The 16800-nt window shown below is 52.3% G+C and carries 17 protein-coding genes; 14 read left to right on the top strand and 3 right to left on the bottom strand.

Annotated elements, in window-relative coordinates:
- The 5 genes from QJ48_RS07550 to QJ48_RS07525 form a co-directional block, all read left to right on the top strand.
- The coding region (locus tag QJ48_RS07550; RefSeq protein WP_162238457.1) for an urease accessory protein UreD at nt 1-557 on the top strand (557 nt) is incomplete at its 5' end.
- Nucleotides 558-765: 208 nt separating this feature from the next.
- Entirely contained in the window at nt 766-1233 is a 468-nt protein-coding gene (locus tag QJ48_RS07545; RefSeq protein WP_054973027.1) for a hypothetical protein, read from the top strand.
- Between the two features lie 650 nt (nt 1234-1883).
- Nucleotides 1884-2822: a heme o synthase gene (cyoE, locus tag QJ48_RS07535; protein ID WP_054973025.1), complete on the top strand. Its 939-nt coding sequence runs from the start codon at nt 1884-1886 to the stop codon at nt 2820-2822.
- A gap of 92 nt (nt 2823-2914) precedes the next feature.
- Nucleotides 2915-3523, top strand: coding sequence for an SCO family protein (locus QJ48_RS07530; RefSeq protein ID WP_054973024.1), 609 nt, complete (start codon nt 2915-2917; stop codon nt 3521-3523).
- 26 nt (nt 3524-3549) lie between these two features.
- A complete protein-coding gene (locus QJ48_RS07525) occupies nt 3550-4476 on the top strand; it encodes an AEC family transporter (protein ID WP_054973023.1) in 927 nt (308 codons plus the stop codon).
- Here QJ48_RS07525 and QJ48_RS07520 read toward each other — a convergent pair.
- The 3 genes from QJ48_RS07520 to QJ48_RS07510 all read right to left on the bottom strand — a co-directional run bounded on the left by QJ48_RS07520 (nt 4473) and on the right by QJ48_RS07510 (nt 8242).
- Complete coding sequence (locus QJ48_RS07520) at nt 4473-4832, bottom strand: toprim domain-containing protein (protein ID WP_054973022.1); 360 nt, start codon at nt 4830-4832, stop codon at nt 4473-4475. The genes QJ48_RS07525 and QJ48_RS07520 overlap by 4 nt on opposite strands.
- Before the next feature lie 213 nt (nt 4833-5045).
- Complete coding sequence (locus QJ48_RS07515; RefSeq protein ID WP_054973021.1) at nt 5046-6656, bottom strand: S-layer homology domain-containing protein; 1611 nt, start codon at nt 6654-6656, stop codon at nt 5046-5048.
- Between the two features lie 422 nt (nt 6657-7078).
- Complete coding sequence (locus tag QJ48_RS07510) at nt 7079-8242, bottom strand: MFS transporter (RefSeq protein WP_054973020.1); 1164 nt, start codon at nt 8240-8242, stop codon at nt 7079-7081.
- Between the two features lie 155 nt (nt 8243-8397).
- Here QJ48_RS07510 and QJ48_RS36740 point away from each other — a divergent pair, with 155 nt between their 5' ends.
- The 9 genes from QJ48_RS36740 to QJ48_RS07470 form a co-directional block, all read left to right on the top strand.
- Nucleotides 8398-8553, top strand: coding sequence for a hypothetical protein (locus tag QJ48_RS36740; RefSeq protein WP_010493747.1), 156 nt, complete (start codon nt 8398-8400; stop codon nt 8551-8553).
- 84 nt (nt 8554-8637) lie between these two features.
- Entirely contained in the window at nt 8638-9078 is a 441-nt protein-coding gene (locus QJ48_RS07505; protein WP_082420395.1) for a hypothetical protein, read from the top strand.
- A gap of 41 nt (nt 9079-9119) precedes the next feature.
- The gene (locus tag QJ48_RS07500) at nt 9120-10280 is read left to right on the top strand and encodes a transglutaminase domain-containing protein (RefSeq protein WP_054973019.1); all 1161 of its coding nucleotides are present in this window, start codon (nt 9120-9122) and stop codon (nt 10278-10280) included.
- A gap of 123 nt (nt 10281-10403) precedes the next feature.
- Entirely contained in the window at nt 10404-11126 is a 723-nt protein-coding gene (locus QJ48_RS07495; protein ID WP_054973018.1) for an HAD-IA family hydrolase, read from the top strand.
- Nucleotides 11127-11167: 41 nt separating this feature from the next.
- Nucleotides 11168-13234 carry a penicillin-binding protein 2 gene (locus QJ48_RS07490; protein WP_054973017.1) on the top strand — a complete coding sequence of 689 codons (2067 nt, stop codon included), beginning with the start codon at nt 11168-11170 and terminating at the stop codon, nt 13232-13234.
- A gap of 210 nt (nt 13235-13444) precedes the next feature.
- Nucleotides 13445-14359 (top strand): metal ABC transporter solute-binding protein, Zn/Mn family, encoded by a 915-nt coding sequence (locus tag QJ48_RS07485; protein ID WP_054973028.1) that lies wholly within the window; start codon nt 13445-13447, stop codon nt 14357-14359.
- A 53-nt stretch (nt 14360-14412) separates the two neighbouring features.
- Complete coding sequence (locus QJ48_RS07480) at nt 14413-15180, top strand: metal ABC transporter ATP-binding protein (protein WP_054973016.1); 768 nt, start codon at nt 14413-14415, stop codon at nt 15178-15180.
- A 5-nt stretch (nt 15181-15185) separates the two neighbouring features.
- Complete coding sequence (locus tag QJ48_RS07475) at nt 15186-16148, top strand: metal ABC transporter permease (protein ID WP_054973015.1); 963 nt, start codon at nt 15186-15188, stop codon at nt 16146-16148.
- A partial coding sequence (locus QJ48_RS07470; RefSeq protein ID WP_054973014.1) for a metal ABC transporter permease occupies nt 16145-16800 on the top strand: 656 nt, incomplete at its 3' end. The genes QJ48_RS07475 and QJ48_RS07470, both read left to right, overlap by 4 nt.

Here is a 16800-nt window from a genome sequence, read left to right as displayed (position 1 = left end):
AAAAGCTCGAGCTCGGACGGGGAGCGTACGTGGAATATATGCCCGAGCCGCTGATGCTGTACCAGGACGCTTCGTTTCGCAGCGAGACCGTCGTCGAGCTGGAGCCTGGCTCGTCCTTGGTGCTGAGCGAGATCGTCTGCCCCGGCCGGACGCATCGGGGAGAGCGGTTTCGTTATGCCTGTTACCAAAATGCACTCACAGTCCGACGTGACGGCGAACTGATCTTCAGCGCCAGACAGCGGGTGGAGCCGCAGCTTGAGACCCCGCGTTTCATGGCCCGCTGGGACCTTTATACGCATCTGGGGACGCTTTATTTGTTCTCCGAGCGGGCCGACGCATCGCTTGTAGAAGCGCTTCGCGAGCGGCTGAACAGCTTTGCTCCTGCTGCAGCAGCCGATTCGGAGCTTTACTACGGCGTAAGCTTGACTTACAAGTACGGCCTTGCCGTTTCCGTCCTTGGCTATCGCGTCGGCGATATCCAAGAGCTGCTGGACGAAGCTTGGCGTTATATGCGTACGGAAGCGTTCGGCAAGGAAGCGTTGAGGGTTCCCAAGTAAAATAATCTCTTTATGTGCGACAAAGTATTTTGCTGATAATAAGAGCAATTACAGAGGAATAACCGCAAACATGAAGATATTGAGCCGAAACAAATGTGTCCTAAAATATACACATTATATAAATATATTTTTTTATTTAAAAAAATGTATTTTTATGGTACTCTCTTAAAAGAGTCGGCCGAACTCGTAAAATTCTTGGAGGTGTCGTATGAAGCTGAAAAAATTACTGTCTACTCTGCTGATTGGTGCAAGCATGATGGTATTGGCCCAATCCGCTTTAGCAGCGACCCAACCGATCGTATCTCCTGTAAGCAAACCGCAGGTTGAAGCGAAGTCTCTGGCCGCGTTAGGAAATAATATGTGGTTTCAAATAAACAATTTGGGCAGTGGACAGAGTACTACTACTTTTAATTTTGCAAAATATGTATCTTACGGTGGGCATTATGCTAATTTAACAATAAGCCAAAAAACAACTGATCCTTCCGAGGGGAGAAGTCCGGTAGTTTTTTATGCAATTTTCAAAGAAAATAGCAGTTGGACTTCTCCGATGTTTACTTTAAACGGTAATACGTCTCAGACACATTTGGTTTATCTCGAACCAGGTACATATTTTGTCTTGGTTGAAAATCGCGGGAATGTGACGGTCGATGTACATGGTATTCTAGGCAGCAATTAATTTTTTCGTAAGAAAAAAATGATAAGGTTGCTCAACAGAACTGCTCCAGTAAAGTACAGGAGAAACATCCATCTATGAAGCCTCGGTCCGAAATTCCATCGGACTGAGGCTGTTTATGTTTTTGTAATCTGCATGCTACATTTTTTTCTTTTTAGCTGTATGGCCATGTCCTTTCCGTTTGTGCCTGCGATAAGGAAAAATAATCCGGCTTACGCAAATGAGAAGGGAAACATCCTGCTTCTGCGTCGTAGGATTAAGGCCGCCTCGAGTGCCTATTTTAAAAGATGGCCAGACAGTTTTGAGCCCTCTGGCCTGGAAAATACCCCCCCTATTGTTCGGCTATCCTTCTTTGCGTTTGTCGAGTTAGCAGGCAAGCCTATGGACATACTCGTCGTCGAAAACAGGATAAAAAGCAGGATTTAGCCGATTCTTGTATTTTTCTGCAATACTAAAAAAATATACGGCGCAATACCCGGTGGATCAAAGCGCACAGCCGTACTATCATTTGATGGGGGATTCGACAATATTTTGAACAACGCCATCCGTTGTTGTCAAAAGGTCCGCAGGTTGTTATGATAAAGAAGATCTTTTTAAGAGTGAAGGATATCACAATCATTGTCGAATTCCTCACACAAGGGGGTTGCATAGAGGTGGAAAAACAGGCAAGCTTGGGGATGGGCGTAGAGACGACAAATGTTGAGGCGGATACCGCTGTCAACTCGCCGGCTACGTGGAGAGATTTTGTGAATCTCGCCAAACCCGGCATTTTATTTTCCAACGCGATTACGGCATTTGGCGGCTTTTGGGTCGCTTCCGGCTGGCATATCCAGTGGGATAAATTGATATATATGCTGCTCGGCACCGTGTTGGTGATGGCGTCTGGCTGCGTGCTGAACAACTATTTAGACCGGGACATGGACAAGAAGATGACACGGACGCAAAAGCGTGCTACCGCAGTAGGCAGCATTGCTCCGCAGACTGTGCTATGGTACGGTATTGTGCTCGGCGTTGTCGGCCTTTCGGTGCTGTGGTTCTTGACGAATCCACTTACCGCTTTGCTCGGTTTACTCGGTTTGTTTATTTACGTATGGATTTATACCGCATGGTTTAAACGGTCATCCGTATGGAGTACGTTCGTCGGCAGCTTTTCCGGCGCAATGCCTACGCTGCTCGGCTACTGTGCCGTTCAGGGACAGATCGATGCCGCGGGGCTTATTCTGTACGGCATTATGTTTCTGTGGCAGCCGCCGCACTTCTGGGCGCTTGGTATTCGGCGGATGGAAGAGTACCGCGCAGCCGGCTTCCCGCTTCTGCCGGTAGTCAAAGGAACGTACATTACCAAGATGGCGATGATCCGTTATATCGTGCTGCTTGTGCCCATTTCGCTTTTGCTGTACTGGCTTGGTTACGTAGGAGAGCTTTACTTCTTCGCGGCTACGATCATGGGCTTGTACTGGGCGTTTTTGAGCCTCAAAGGGTTCAAAGCGGAGGATGAAGTGCAATGGGCCAAAAAAATGTTTATTTACTCCATTAACTATTTGACCTTGCTGTATATCATCATGGTCATCAGCACCACTCCTTTACCGTAGGGTATTCGCGGACGGTGCAAAACGGTGGATGACAATCCCTTGGCCCCGGCCTTGGGATTTATTTTTTGAACAATGGGAAGGTGAGCGATGATATGCAGAAAACCGGTTTTAAAATCGTCGTCATGGTACTGCTGGTTGGTTTGATCGCAACATTGGCTTATATGCTGGTCAAAGGTCCGGAGAAAAAAATCGGAGTGCTCAAGAAGGCGCCGGATTTCAAACTGGAAAACCTGGACGGCAAGACGGTAACATTGGCTGATACCGCAGGAAAAGCAAAGCTGGTCTATTTTTATTTTTCGTATTGTCCTGACGTCTGCCCGCCGACGACCTACAACCTGTCTAAAATTCAGGACGTATTGGTGAAAAAAGGCGTGTTCGGCACAAAGACGGCGCTTCTTTCTATTACCTTCGATCCGACGAGAGATACGCCGGAACGGCTTAAGGAATTTTCCGGCCGCTTTCATCCGGATTATAAGGGCTGGTACTTCCTGCGCGGCGACGAGGCTTATACGGCGGACCTGGCCAAGAAGTTCGACGTCCTAGTAGCCAAAGACCCGAAAACCGGCAATTTTACGCATACGAACTTGTTTTTGCTAGTCGACGGCAAAGGTGATGTGCGCACCTACTATTCGGGCAACGACGAAAATATCGATATCGAAGGAATCGCCAACGATTTGATTCAGGTTAGCAAGGAATCCTAGGCTAATGGCGAGGGCATTGATTTGACATGGCTTATTTTACGCATATTTTGCTCAATAATGTCATTCCGCTAACCATCATGATTGCGATAGGCGTCATTTTGTACCGGGCATTCAAGCTGGATATCAAGACGCTTTCCAAATTAAATTTTTACTTATTCTCCCCGGCGCTCGTATTCAAAATGCTTTACGAATCGTCGCTGTCGCTGGCTGTTCTCGGACAAACGCTGTTGTTTTTCGTCCTGTTTTTTGCCGCGATGTTTCTTTTGATGGAAGTGGTGATCCGTCTGCGGGGATATAAGGGCGGCATGATCCCGGCGATGCGCAACAGCGTTATTTTTTACAACAGCGCGAACTATGCGATTCCGCTCAATCAGCTCGTGTTTGTCGGGGACGCGTTCACCTTATCGATTCAGATTATCATTATGATGATGCAGAGTCTGCTTCCGAACACCTACGGCATCTATGCCGTTAACGCGTCCAAGCGCAATGATATGAAGCAGACGCTCCGGACGATCCTGACGCTTCCGGTCATCTATATCATTCAGATCGCCTTTTTGATGAAGGGGCTGCACATTCCGATCCCTGGACCAGTGTATACTCCGATCAATTATGTATCGGACGCGTTTATTGCAACCGCTCTCTTGACGCTTGGGGTACAATTGGGAAGCATGAAATGGACGTTCAACCTGGCGGATGTCATGCTGTCGAACGTGCTGAGGCTCTGTGTGGGCCCGGTCGTCGGCTTTCTGATCGTTCTGCTAATGGGGATTGAAGGGGGCATGGCGCAGGCGCTTGTACTGTCCTGCGCGGTGCCGACATCGCTGAGCAGCGTACTCATTGCCGTCGAGTATGACAATGAGCCGGAATTTTCAGCACAAGCTGTGTTTTCCTCAACGATATTTAGCATTTTTACGGTAACACTGGTTATTTATTTGATGAAATTTATAGGTTAGAACTTCTCAAAGGTCGGGATCATCGGGGGATAGATAATAAACTCCTCCAGCCCGGCCTTTTCCAATTGTTGAATAAGATACTCGTCGGGCGTGCCTTCGACGCCGGCATAGCCGCGCCGCGTATAAATTTGTTCGGCATCCGGAAATGTATCCCGGAGAATGGCACGTATTTTTTTGCCCGAGGGGTCATTATCCGTAAACAGGTATACATCGCTCGTTCCGATCTTCTTCTTCAACTCTTCCAAACGATCCGTATTCAGCGATCCGAAGGTACAAACGATGGTGATGTCCTCTGTCAGCAGGCGGCGAAGCCTGATTTTGTCATTTTTTCCTTCTACAATAATAGCGATAGACATCGACGGCCTCCGTTCCTGCAATGAATTTCTTTCTTGTAGTATATCCGCTTTTGCTGTCCGATCCAATCCCTACGTGAACGTATTTCCCAGGAAATGTCGGAAACTGGCCGTCGTTGCGGTAAAAGAAACGACAGAAGGGCCGTTGCCCTTGTCTGCGAGAGACAAAAGAAACGGCCCTATTTCATGGAGAGTGGTTCATGATGCGTTTAGCAATTAGTTGTTGATAAAGCTTGCTTTAGAGAGCAGACGTTTCAGCATGGTTGCGGATTGTGCGCGAGTCGCCGTATCGCGGGCGCCCAACGTGTCGTCCGTCATGCCGTCGATGATGCCGGCGTCAATCGCAGCGGCGATTTCGTTCTTCGCCCATACGATTTTGCTTGCGTCTTTGAATTTCGCCAACAGCTGAGTTTGTTTATCAGCCGAGACGTCCGGTTTCGCACCGGCATAGTTCAGAGCGCGTACGACCATAGCCGCCAGCTCTTCGCGGTTGATCGTAGCGTTCGGACGGAACGATCCGTCTTCATAGCCGTCAACCAGCTTCGCGTTTGCCGCTGCTGCTACAACGCTTGCGTACCAGTCGCTAGCTGCAACGTCTTTAAACGTGCTGCTGCCGTTGTTCGTATCCAGACCCAGCGCGCGAACAACCAGTGCTGCGAATTCCGCACGGGTGATATTACGCTCCGGCTGGAATGTCGTGTCGGTTACCCCGTCAACGACAAGCTTGTTAGCCAGCAGCTTGATGTAGCTTTCAGCCCAGTGGCCGTTGATGTCGGAGAAGGTTTTATCCAACTCGATTACGGCATAGATGCTGCTGCCGTTGCGTTTCAACGTTGCTTCGTTTTTACCATCCGTCGCAGAGAAGACAGCAGGTACAAAGCTCAGTTTACCCGTTGTCGGGTTGTAAAGAACGCCTGTCGCTTTGGACGAATCGACAGCTTTGCTCAGCGGAAGAACCCGGCTGATGTAGTTGTTGCCGAGGTCCAGCGCAGCGGTTTTCTCGTCTTTGCCGAGACCGACGATATCGAAATCGACAGCATTGCTGGCTACCGTGCCGCCAAGCGCTTTAGCAGCTTTGTCTACGCCGTCCTTCGTCGTATCGTTTGCTTTCGCGATGGTTACTTTCAGCTTCAGCTCATCTGTCGTTACCGACAGCTTGCTGGCCAAGTCTTGCAGCTTCAGCACGTTGAGCGGAATGATGTAAGCGCCGTTGTCGTTAACGATGACCAGCACCTTCTTGGAATCCGTTACGTAATCGACAAGCGCTTTAGCCGGAATCAGAGCGATTTCGCCGCTCAGCTTCAGCGTCACTTTGTCGTTGTTTTTGAACGAATTTTTCAGTTGGTCGGCATCAACGGAGCCGTTGGAGCTTACGTTGATAATTTCCGAACCCCAGATTCCGCCGCCGGGTCCGCCGCAGCAAGTGCTACCGCCGCCGGGGTTAGACCCGTTGCCCGTATCACGATTTACTTGGGCATAAACATCTCCGGTTACCGGCTTACCGTTTACATACAAGCCATGCAGATAAACGGAATCGTACACTCCGGCCTGAACGGTGAATGGTTTGTAAATGTACAGCTTGTTGACTTCATCGTACGTATCATACGTAACATTGGTGACAGCTACCCGGTTTCCGTTCGGATCGTAAGCATATACCTGAGCGTTTACGTCGTATACGTCGGAGTATACAACACCGGTTACCGTATCGTTGCTATACTTCAAATTTTTGAATCCCGTAGCGGCAAACGCCAACACAGGAACCAAAACAGAGATGATAAGCATCAGTACGGTCACTTGTGCTGTTTTTTTAAGCACAGCAGGCTTCATGCAGAGTTCACTCCTATCTTCCTTGACGAATAATGAATTATTACTATTGCGTTGAACAGGTTTCCTGGACAAATGCATTTTCACCTCCTTCAGCCAGTCTATTGAATATCATTTAGATGTTTTCGAATCGGACAGAGCTATTTATGTCCGTCGCGCCAATGGTGAAATCATCCATTACGGCAGCCCTTTGAACATTATCCAAATCTGCCCGCAGTGAAACATCTCGGCATCTTAAACGGCGGAGAGTGAGATAAAGTTGCGTTCCGAATTGTTTATCACTACTTTTGGACTATTAATTTATGACTAAATTCCTATAAAATACCGAATTGGGAATATCGAGACGATTCTCATTCCAACTGGAAAAGCAAAAAAACCGCCCGACATCCGGACGGCCCGAATCTCATCATATCCCCAAGTTCGTGTCAAACTCGCACGGGAGCGGCGAACGAACGGGACGGCAGCATAGAGAGCGCAAGCATGAGGCAGAGAAAAGCGAGGAAATACGGCGATACTTGTGTCCGTGTATGCCCGGCCACAATCGGGCCGATAAAGGCGCCGATCGAGTACGAAACCGACAGAATCGAGAAGACGCGTCCGTAACGGTCCGCGGGCGTGAGGGCTGCAAGCAGCGATGCGATGGCCGGAAAAATGACGCCCTTGGTCATCCCGATCAGAAACAGCGAAGCGTAGAGCGGCAGCGGCCAATGAACCGACATCCCAAAAAAAATGAATGCCAGTGCAAGACAGCCGAACAGCATCCGGTAAAAAGGGAAAATCCGGTTCAAAAACAGTAAACTAAGCGTCGCCAGCGACCCCATGGAAATGACGGAAAAGAACACGCCGGAGGTCATGATCGAACTGCTCGCCTCCTTCATCAGCGGAAGCTCGAAAAACAAAATGCCTTGGGAGCAAGAAAGCGCAAGAGGAATAACGAAGAAAAGCCAAGGAACGTTGTCCTGGCCGGAGACCGGTAAATTACCCTGGGAAGCAGGAGGAAGGGCGAGTTCCCCGGCAATCGCCGCATTGGTTGGACGCTCGCTTCGCTGTTCCTTTACCCCGATCCAAGCGAGCAAGCCGGTAAGGATGAGCCCCCATCCTAGAAACGTAAACGATTTGGCAAAGCCAAGCTGCGAGACCAGGTAGGCGCCGGCCGCCGGACTGAGCACGGAAGCGATGGTATGCACCATGCCGTTGCCGGCCATCAGCTTGCTTTGTTGAATTTGGTTTTTGGCGATTTTGGCGAGCAGGGACAAGCAGGCCGGCGATAGAAATGCCAGGACGAAGCCGCTGATCGAACGGATGACGAGCAGCCCCCACGGATCGCTGACGCGGGATTGAATTAAGAGCACGATTCCTGCTACAATCAGGCTGAACACAATGAAGCCCTTGCTTCCATAGCGGTCGACGCCGTAGCCTGCGATCAGGTTTCCGGGCAGGTGCGTGATCGAATAGACTCCGAGAATAAGCCCGATGAACGAAGGGGTCGCACCTAGCGACACGGCAAACGGAGTAAGAATCGGGTACTGGGCATGCAGGTCGAAAATGGCGACGAACATGAACAGATAGAGCCATACGGCGGTTTTCATGAAATCACCTCTTTCCATAATGGGGTTTGTCCGTCTACCGCTACTCTATACGTTTACGTCTCCCGGTAAAGGGATAGTACAAGTATTTTGCAACGTGCTGGATCGTTTAACGTATAAGAAACGTGGGTTCCGGCGGACAAAAGGAGGGATGCCGGATGGATATGTTTATCCGAATCGTGCTGGTGGCCGTTTTGGTACTGGCGCTGTGGAGGCTGTTCGGATCGTTGCGCCGAACCAAGCGAAGAGAAGACAAAGGGGCGGAAATCCAGCGCAAGCTCGCCGAGCTCCGCAAAAAAAGAGATGAAGAGTGACGCGGGGCTGGTGTATGATAAGGGCGCGGAGAACCGCCGTAAGGGATTTACATAAGCGATGGAAGAAGGACGTTTAGGGGAGCGATGGAAGTGGATTTCGTAACGGCTTTTTTATCCGAACGGTGGTATGTGCTCGTCGGAGCGCTGATTGTGCTGTTTCTCGTCATCAAAGTGGTGAAAACCGTCATCAAATGGGTTCTTGTGCTCGCAATACTGGCAGGTCTTATCTGGTATGGCGCCAGCTACAAGGATCAGCTCTTGGAACTGGGCACGACGGTGGGAGCGAAAGTCGCCGCCGAAGCTAAGAATCAAGCGGTCAAAACGATTACCGACGAAGTGAAAGAAGCGAAATACAGCCAGAACGCCGACGGCTCGTATACCGTAAGCACCAAAAGCGTGAAGCTGGAAGGCAAGCCCGGCTCTAGCGATGTGCAAGTTACTTTTATGAACCAAACGTTCACGATGAAGCTGGACGATGTCCTGAAAGGATTCATCGATCAGGCGAAGAAAAACGCCGGCCAATAAGCCGTCGGCATGCATTTCGATAGGAAAGGAGGGGGACGCTGGTGAACGAACTGCAGAACCTGACACAAATCAATTGGATTACCGTGCTCATCGCCGTATTGTTTGTAGTATCGATTGTACAGGGTTTGCTTCGCGGGGCGTCCTCCTCCGCGAAGCATCTCGCGCTCATGGTGACGGAAGGGGCTGTTACGCTGCTCAGCCTGTTTCTCGCTTGGGAGATGACTTCATGGCTGTCGCCCAAGCTGCAGGCGTGGCTTGTGGGGCTCGGGCTGACGATACCATCCGAGGAACTCGGCTTTTGGAAGCAGCTATATTATACCGCCGCAACGGCACTGCGCGATTTTTCCCTGCTGCGGTTCAGCGTCCTGTTTGTTTTGGGATACGGCTTGATCAAGCAGCTGGTATACCGCATTATCGACCCGCTGGTGGACGATTGGCTGGCGGAACGGACGAATGCGGACTCTGCCAGCGGGGGACGAGCCGCTTCTCCCTCCCTGCTCAGCAGTCTGATCGGCGGCGTCATTGGCTCGGTGACCGGGTTTGGCCGGGGAATGATTATGATAGCCGTGCTGTTTATCGTCACGACGCTGTTCCCGCAGACGCCGGTGGCCGCTTATATTCAGGATTCGTCCCTTTTTCAAAAAGGGGCGACAGAAGTGATCCGGCCGATGACGGGCGACTTTTTCGCTAATCAGCTCCCTGTTTTCACGCGGGCCGTGGAACAGGAGTTCGGCAACATTTTACAGCGGAAATACGAGGTCGTGGATGCCCGCATCCCTCAGGATGTCGCGGAAGCGGCCAAGCAGGTGACGGCCAAAGGCCAGACCGACGAAGAGAAGGCCAAGCTGCTGTACCGCTGGGTCGGCACGCGTATCAAGTACGACTGGGACAAAGTGAAGGCGTACGAGGAGCAGCGCATTTGGAGAGAGCAGACGCCGGAGGATACGTTTAACACGAAAAAGGGCGTGTGCATCGACTTTTCCAGGTTATACGCGGTCATGGCGAGGGCGGTCGGACTGGACGTCAAGGTTGTGACCGGGCTCGGCTACGACGGGCGGGGCGGTTACGGCCCTCACGCTTGGAACGAAGTGTACCTGGGGGAGAAAAGTGAGTGGGTGCCGCTCGATTCCACCTGGGTGGCCAGCGGAGGCAACTGGTTCAATCCGCCCCGCTTTCAGGACACGCATATTAAAGATACGTAATAACAGAAGCCGGACGGCCGCCACAAGCGACGAACCGGTTTTTTCCTTTTCCGTACGTTTCTATAAATTCCCCGAATATGATACACTTGTGAAGATATAAGTTTGAAAAAGGTGGGTTTATCGTTGCTGCGCAAACCGTTAACGCAATATAAAGCGATATTTTTCGATGTCGGCGATACGCTGATGACGATCCCGGCGGCCAGGGTCATCATGCAGCAGTTTTTGGCGAGCCGGTCTTTTCATCGGGGACAGGAGCAAATCGGGGAACTTTTTACCGAAGCTTTTCGTTTATTTTATTATGGGAAGCAGCTTGACCCGTTCGAAGCCTGCACGCCGGAATCGGACCGGGCTTTCTGGATGAAGCTGTACGATTATATCCTTAAAAAACTGGGCGTCGAAGAGGAAAAGTGGACGGAAGAGCAGATCCACGTCTGCTGCCACGAGCTCTACGACTTATTCACGGCCCCGCAGCAGTATGCGCTGTTCGAAGATGTGGAGGAAAGCCTCCTGGCCTTTAAAGGAAAAGGGCTGCAGCTCGGCATCATTTCCAACTTTGCGCCGACCCTGCGTTCGATTTTGGAATACAAGGGCATCCTGCATCACTTCGATCCGGTTATCGTCTCGACGGAGGTCGGTTTGGAAAAGCCGGACCCGGCGATTTTCCATCTGGCGCTGGAGCGTGCCAAGCTGACGCCGGAGGATGTGCTGTATATTGGGGACCACGATCGCAACGACATTTGGGCCCCTGCTCAAGCCGGCATCGATGCCGTCAAGATCAAACGATACGATTATCATACCGGGGACGGCATTCTTTCCCTGCGCGAGCTGCTGCAGGACGTGAAGTAGCATATGGGAATCATTTTTAGAAGGAAGGAGCCGCAAGCAAGATGAAAAAACCTATCGGCATGGACGACTCGAGCAAGCAGGACGGAAGCCAGCGCCGTCATTTTACGACCCGGATCAACCTGTTCTTTTTCTTTACGTTTTTCCTGTTTTCCGTGCTTATCGTGCGGCTGGCGATGCTGCAGTTTGTCGAAGGCAAAGAACTGGCTGAAAAAAAGGACAGGGCCAACAATGCCGATACGCCGATCCCTCCGATTCGCGGCAATATTTTCGACCGCAACAGCGCTCCGATCGCCTATACGACGTCGACACAGTCGCTTTATTTTCGCATCGAGCAGGACCAGCCCAAGGACCAAGTGGTCGCCTTGGCCAAGCGTTTAGCCGACATTTTCGCGCAGTACGGAAACAAGGACCTGAAGCAGCCGAGCGCGGAGGAAATCATCAAGGAAATGGATGTCGGCTTCGATCTGAACCAGCAGGAAACGGCCAAAAAACCGAGCTATTATTGGGTGCCGAGGCGGATCAAGACCGATTTGACGCAGGCGGAAATGGCGTTTATTTTGGAGCACCGCGACGAGCTGAAGTGGATTGAGATCATGGAGGAGAGCTTGCGTACGTACGACCGCGAGAACACGATTGCGGTGCAGCTTGTCGGGTACATGCGGCCGTTCTCGACGGCGCGAGAAGCGAAGAATGGGCTCGAATTTTACAAGGACAAAACAAAAACGGAGGACTATCTGGACCGGGAATACGTCGGCTACGACGGCATTGAATTGATGTATCAGGAAGAGCTCCGCGGCAAAAACGGCGTGAAGTCGTATCCGGTCAACGCCTTGCAGAAAATTATCGGCAATGCCGAGGCGCCTACAGTCATCCCGCCGGAGAAGGGGAACAACCTGTACCTGACCATCGACAAGAACGTCCAGCTTGCTACCGAGAAGGCAATCATGGACCATCTGGTGACGCTGAAAAGTCCGGCCTACCGCTCCAATCCTTACGCGAACAAAGGAGTCAATGCCGTCGCGGGCTATGCCGTGGCGATGGAGGTCGAGACGGGCAAAGTCGTGGCGATGGCCAGTATGCCGGATTACGATCCGACCTTCTGGAGCAATCCGTTCTCGGATTCCGATTACAAGCAGGTTCAAACGAAAATCAATAACGGCACGATTACGACGGCGTACCCGGACTATCCGGAAGACGAACAAAAATACCACCCTACGTCCATCGTGTATATGGGCTCCGTCGTTAAACCGCTCTCGGTGCTGATCGGGCTCAACGAAGGGCTGTTTACGACCAATACGACTTATAACGATACCGGCGTATTCACGTACGGAAAAGACAACAGTTCCAAGCTGACAAATTCCGGCAGAGCCTCTTTTGGACCGATCAATGCAACGGCGGCGATCAGACACTCGTCAAACACGTTCATGTCCGCTTTGATCGGTAACGCGCTGTACACGCGAAGCCCTAACAAAGCCGTAGAAATTTGGGATCAGTATTTGGCCAAATTCGGCTTGGGCGTACTTACCGGCAGCGGCCTGCCGCGGGAAAGCGCAGGAATCAGCGAGTACAAGACGAATACGAAAGAGACGGCTCAATCCCGGATGGTATTCGCCTCTTGGGGGCAGAACGAGAAGTACACGACGCTCCAATTGGCGCAGTATACGACAACGTTGGCGACCCGGGGCAAACGCCTTCAGCCGCTGCTGGTCGACCGGATCGAGACGTACGACAAAGGTCAGATTGTCAAAAAGTTCGAACCCGTCGTGCTGGATCAGACCGATTTTCCGAAAGCATATTGGGACGCCGTGATCAAAGGGATGCTGCAGGTCGGTATTCAAGGCTTTGACGATTTTCCATATACGCTCGCAAGAAAAACAGGGACCTCGACGCAAAGGGTGGCCGGCGGCAAAGAAATCGACAACGCTGTGTTTATCGCCTTCGCGCCGGCGGAAAATCCGAAGCTTGCCGTCGCCGTTGTCGTCCCGGAGGGCGGATTCGGCTCCTACGGTGCAGCGCCGATCGCGCGCAAAATGTTCGACGCTTACGATCAATATATCGGGTTGGAGGGAAAACCGAAAGGGCCTCCTACTGAAACCAAAACGCCATAGCAAAGCACTGGAAATCTCCTTGGGAAGAGGGGATTTCTTTTTTTATAAAAAAAATGTTGCACTAAGTCAACATATTTGTATATTATAAACATATAGTCATTAGGGAAATAAAAATGGACTAATACAACTTATTTAGGAAGATGGGAGAGGGGTATTTTGAAAAACGTAAAAACAAAACCGAGGCTATCGTCTTCGTTCAAGCGATTTATTATGACGATCATGTTCCTCGCACTTGCCGTATCGCTCGCCGCATGCGGAGCGTCTAAGGAGAAGGAGAACGCCGCTCCCGGCAAAGTGAAAATAACCGCCACGATCGGGATGATTGCCGACATCGTCAAGCAGGTTGGGGGAGAGCACGTCGAGGTGACCGGATTGATGAAGGCGGGCGTCGACCCGCACTTATACAAAGCATCGCAAGGAGATCTGAAAAAGCTGGATCAGGCGGATATTATTTTCTATAACGGGCTTCACTTGGAAGGCAAAATGACCGACGTCTTCGAGAAAATGGAGAAAACGAAGCCGACGGTGGCGGTGACGAAAAATATTCCGGAGTCGAAGCTGCGCGGCATGGAGGACGGAACCGGGGCACACGACCCTCACGTATGGTTCGACGTCAAGCACTGGATCAGCGTGACCGAGACGGTTCGGGACGAGCTCAGCAAGCACGATGCGGCGAATGCAGCAGATTACAAGAAAAACGCGGAGGCATACATCAAGCAATTGGAGGAGCTGCATCAGTTCGCGAAGGAGCAGATTGCTTCCATTCCGGAAAAGCAGCGCGTGCTCGTTACGGCGCATGACGCGTTCGGTTATTTCGGGGATGCCTACGGCATCAAAGTGATGGGGCTTCAGGGCATCAGCACCGCGTCGGAATACGGCTCCAAGGACGTCAGCGACCTGCGCGACTTCCTCGTAGCGAACAAGATTAAGGCGGTGTTCGTCGAATCGAGCGTGCCGAAAAAATCGATCGAGGCCGTCATCGAAGGAGCCAAGAAGCAAGGACACGAGATTCAAATCGGCGGTGAGCTGTTCTCCGACGCGATGGGGGAAGAAGGCACGCCGGAAGGCAACTATATCGGCATGGTGAAGCATAACATTAATACGATCGTTCAAGCGTTGAAATAAGAGTCCGGGAGAGAGGGCGAGAAGCGGACGAACGAAAAAGGGGAGTGGAACCAATGAAAGAACAGCGGATACCGTTATCCATACTAGGCATGACAGTAGCTTACCAGAAAAAGCCGGTCCTCCGAGATATATCGCTGCAGGTACCGGAAGGAAAATTGATCGGCATCGTCGGGCCGAACGGCGCCGGCAAATCGACGCTGATCAAAGCATCTCTCGGACTCATTCCCAGCGTAACCGGTGAAGTTTCGATCTACGGCAAGCCTTACGCCGAGCAGCGGAAGCTCGTCGGCTACGTGCCGCAGCGGGAGTCCGTCGATTGGGATTTTCCGACAAGCGCGCTCGATGTGGTGATGATGGGACGATACGGTCATTTAGGCTGGTTCAAGCGTCCGGGCGCCAAAGAGCGGGAGATTGCCATGGATTGCTTGGCCAAAGTAGGCATGGCCAACTTTGCCGACAGACAGATCAGCCAGCTGTCGGGCGGGCAGCAGCAGCGCGTGTTTTTGGCCCGCGCGCTGGCGCAGGATGCGAAGCTGTATTTTATGGACGAACCGTTCGTCGGCGTCGATGCGGCCACGGAGAAAGCGATCGTAACGCTGCTCGGCGAGCTCCGGGAGCAGGGCAAGACCGTTCTGGTCGTGCATCATGACCTCGCGACTGTTAAGCAATATTTCGATTGGGTCATCCTGCTGAATGTAGAGCTTCAGGGCATCGGACCTGCGGAAGAAGTATTTACGCGGGACAATCTTCAACAAACCTACGGCGGGCGGCTGGCGTTTTTAGATCAGCGTGACGGCGCGCTCGTCGTGAACGCGAGGTGAGCGGCATGGCATGGCTGGAATTGTTCCGCGATCCGAATGCGCAGTGGATCTTAATGGGGAGCATGCTGCTCGGCCTGAGCAGCGGCGTGCTTGGCAGCTTCGCTTATTTGCGCAAGCAGAGCCTGATGGGCGACGCGCTTGCGCACGCGGCGCTGCCGGGAGTGTGCATCGCTTTTATGCTGACCGGCTCGAAATCGATATTTTTCTTCCTGCTCGGCGCGATCGTCGCCGGTCTGGCGGCCACCTTCGGGATTGGCTATGTCACCCGCAACTCCCGAATCAAGCAGGATACGGCGCTTGGCATCGTATTGTCGGTATTTTTCGGACTCGGCATCGTGCTGCTGACCAAAATTCAGCATGGCGGCAGCGGCAACCAGAGCGGCCTCGACAAGTTTCTGTTCGGGCAGGCGGCTTCCATGGTGCTGTCGGATGTCATCACGATGGCGGTTGTTGCGCTGCTGCTGACGATGATTTGCGCCTTGCTGTTTAAGGAATTCAAGCTGCTCAGCTTCGACCCGGGCTTTGCCAAAGGGATCGGGCTGCCGGTCGCTTTTCTCGACCAGTTCATGATGTTTCTGATCGTGGTGGCCGTGGTCGTCGGCATTCAGGCCGTAGGCGTCGTGCTGATGTCGGCGCTGCTCATTACACCGGCCGTCTCGGCCCGGTATTGGACCGAAAAGCTGGGCGTCATGGTGGTGCTCTCGGGCGTCTTCGGAGCGCTCAGCGGCTTCTTCGGCACCCTGCTTAGCGGCATGGCGAATAATATGCCGACCGGACCGCTTACGGTGCTGGCCGCGACCTTTTTCTTCGTCGTGTCGGTGCTGTTCGCGCCGCGCCGGGGGCTGCTGGCTAAATTGCTGGAGCGATTGGCTGTCAAACGGAGCGTGCTAAGCGAGCGGGAGCTTCGGCCGCAGCTGCACGGCATCGGTGCGGCAGGCGAACCGCTTCGGAAGGAGGGGCAGGCATGAACGACTTTTGGATACTGCTGACGGCTGCGCTCGTAGCCTGCTCCTGCAGCCTGCTCGGCTGCTTCCTCGTTCTGCGGAAAATGGCGATGATCGGGGATGCCATCAGCCACTCGGTACTGCCGGGAATTGTGCTGGCGTTTCTGTTCAGCGGTTCTCGGGATTCGCTGTGGATGATGCTAGGGGCGTCGGTCATCGGCCTCGTGACGGTGTTTCTGATCCAATGGTTTCATCAGAACGGGGTTCAATCGGACGCTTCCATCGGCGTCGTGTTTACAGCCTTGTTCGCCGTAGGGGTCGTCTTGGTAAGTCTGTATACGCGGCAGGTAGACCTCGATCTGGATTGCGTGCTGTACGGGGAAATTATTCATGTGCCGTGGGAAACGGTCGAGTGGAACGGGATCGATATCGGTCCGAAAGCGGTCTGGGGACTCGGCATCGTGCTGACGCTCAGCGCTTCGATCATCGGGTTGTTCTACAAGCAGTTCAAAATATGCGCGTTCGACCCGGCCATGGCTGCTGCGGTAGGCATTCCGGTCGCGCTGTTCCATTACCTGCTGATGGGACTGGTCTCGATGACGACGGTAGCCTCGTTCGAAAGCGTAGGCGCCATTCTGGTCGTCGGCATGCTGGTCGTGCCGACGACCAGAATGGC

The organism is Paenibacillus sp. A3 (genome assembly GCF_001399685.1).
Lineage (GTDB): Bacteria > Bacillota > Bacilli > Paenibacillales > NBRC-103111 > Paenibacillus_G.
Note: the sequence above shows the minus strand (reverse complement) of the source record. Positions and strands in the feature narration are given on the sequence as shown.

Excerpts from the sequence above, each read along its gene's own strand:
- QJ48_RS07545 (WP_054973027.1), top strand. The coding sequence starts at position 766 with ATGAAGCTGAAAAAATTACTGTCTACTCTGCTGATTGGTGCAAGCATG.
- QJ48_RS07530 (WP_054973024.1), top strand. The coding sequence starts at position 2,915 with ATGCAGAAAACCGGTTTTAAAATCGTCGTCATGGTACTGCTGGTTGGT.
- QJ48_RS07525 (WP_054973023.1), top strand. The coding sequence starts at position 3,550 with ATGGCTTATTTTACGCATATTTTGCTCAATAATGTCATTCCGCTAACC.
- QJ48_RS07520 (WP_054973022.1), bottom strand. The coding sequence starts at position 4,832 with ATGTCTATCGCTATTATTGTAGAAGGAAAAAATGACAAAATCAGGCTT.
- QJ48_RS07515 (WP_054973021.1), bottom strand. The coding sequence starts at position 6,656 with ATGAAGCCTGCTGTGCTTAAAAAAACAGCACAAGTGACCGTACTGATG.
- QJ48_RS07510 (WP_054973020.1), bottom strand. The coding sequence starts at position 8,242 with ATGAAAACCGCCGTATGGCTCTATCTGTTCATGTTCGTCGCCATTTTC.
- QJ48_RS36740 (WP_010493747.1), top strand. The coding sequence starts at position 8,398 with ATGGATATGTTTATCCGAATCGTGCTGGTGGCCGTTTTGGTACTGGCG.
- QJ48_RS07505 (WP_082420395.1), top strand. The coding sequence starts at position 8,638 with ATGGAAGTGGATTTCGTAACGGCTTTTTTATCCGAACGGTGGTATGTG.
- QJ48_RS07490 (WP_054973017.1), top strand. The coding sequence starts at position 11,168 with ATGAAAAAACCTATCGGCATGGACGACTCGAGCAAGCAGGACGGAAGC.
- QJ48_RS07485 (WP_054973028.1), top strand. The coding sequence starts at position 13,445 with ATGACGATCATGTTCCTCGCACTTGCCGTATCGCTCGCCGCATGCGGA.
- QJ48_RS07480 (WP_054973016.1), top strand. The coding sequence starts at position 14,413 with ATGAAAGAACAGCGGATACCGTTATCCATACTAGGCATGACAGTAGCT.
- QJ48_RS07475 (WP_054973015.1), top strand. The coding sequence starts at position 15,186 with ATGGCATGGCTGGAATTGTTCCGCGATCCGAATGCGCAGTGGATCTTA.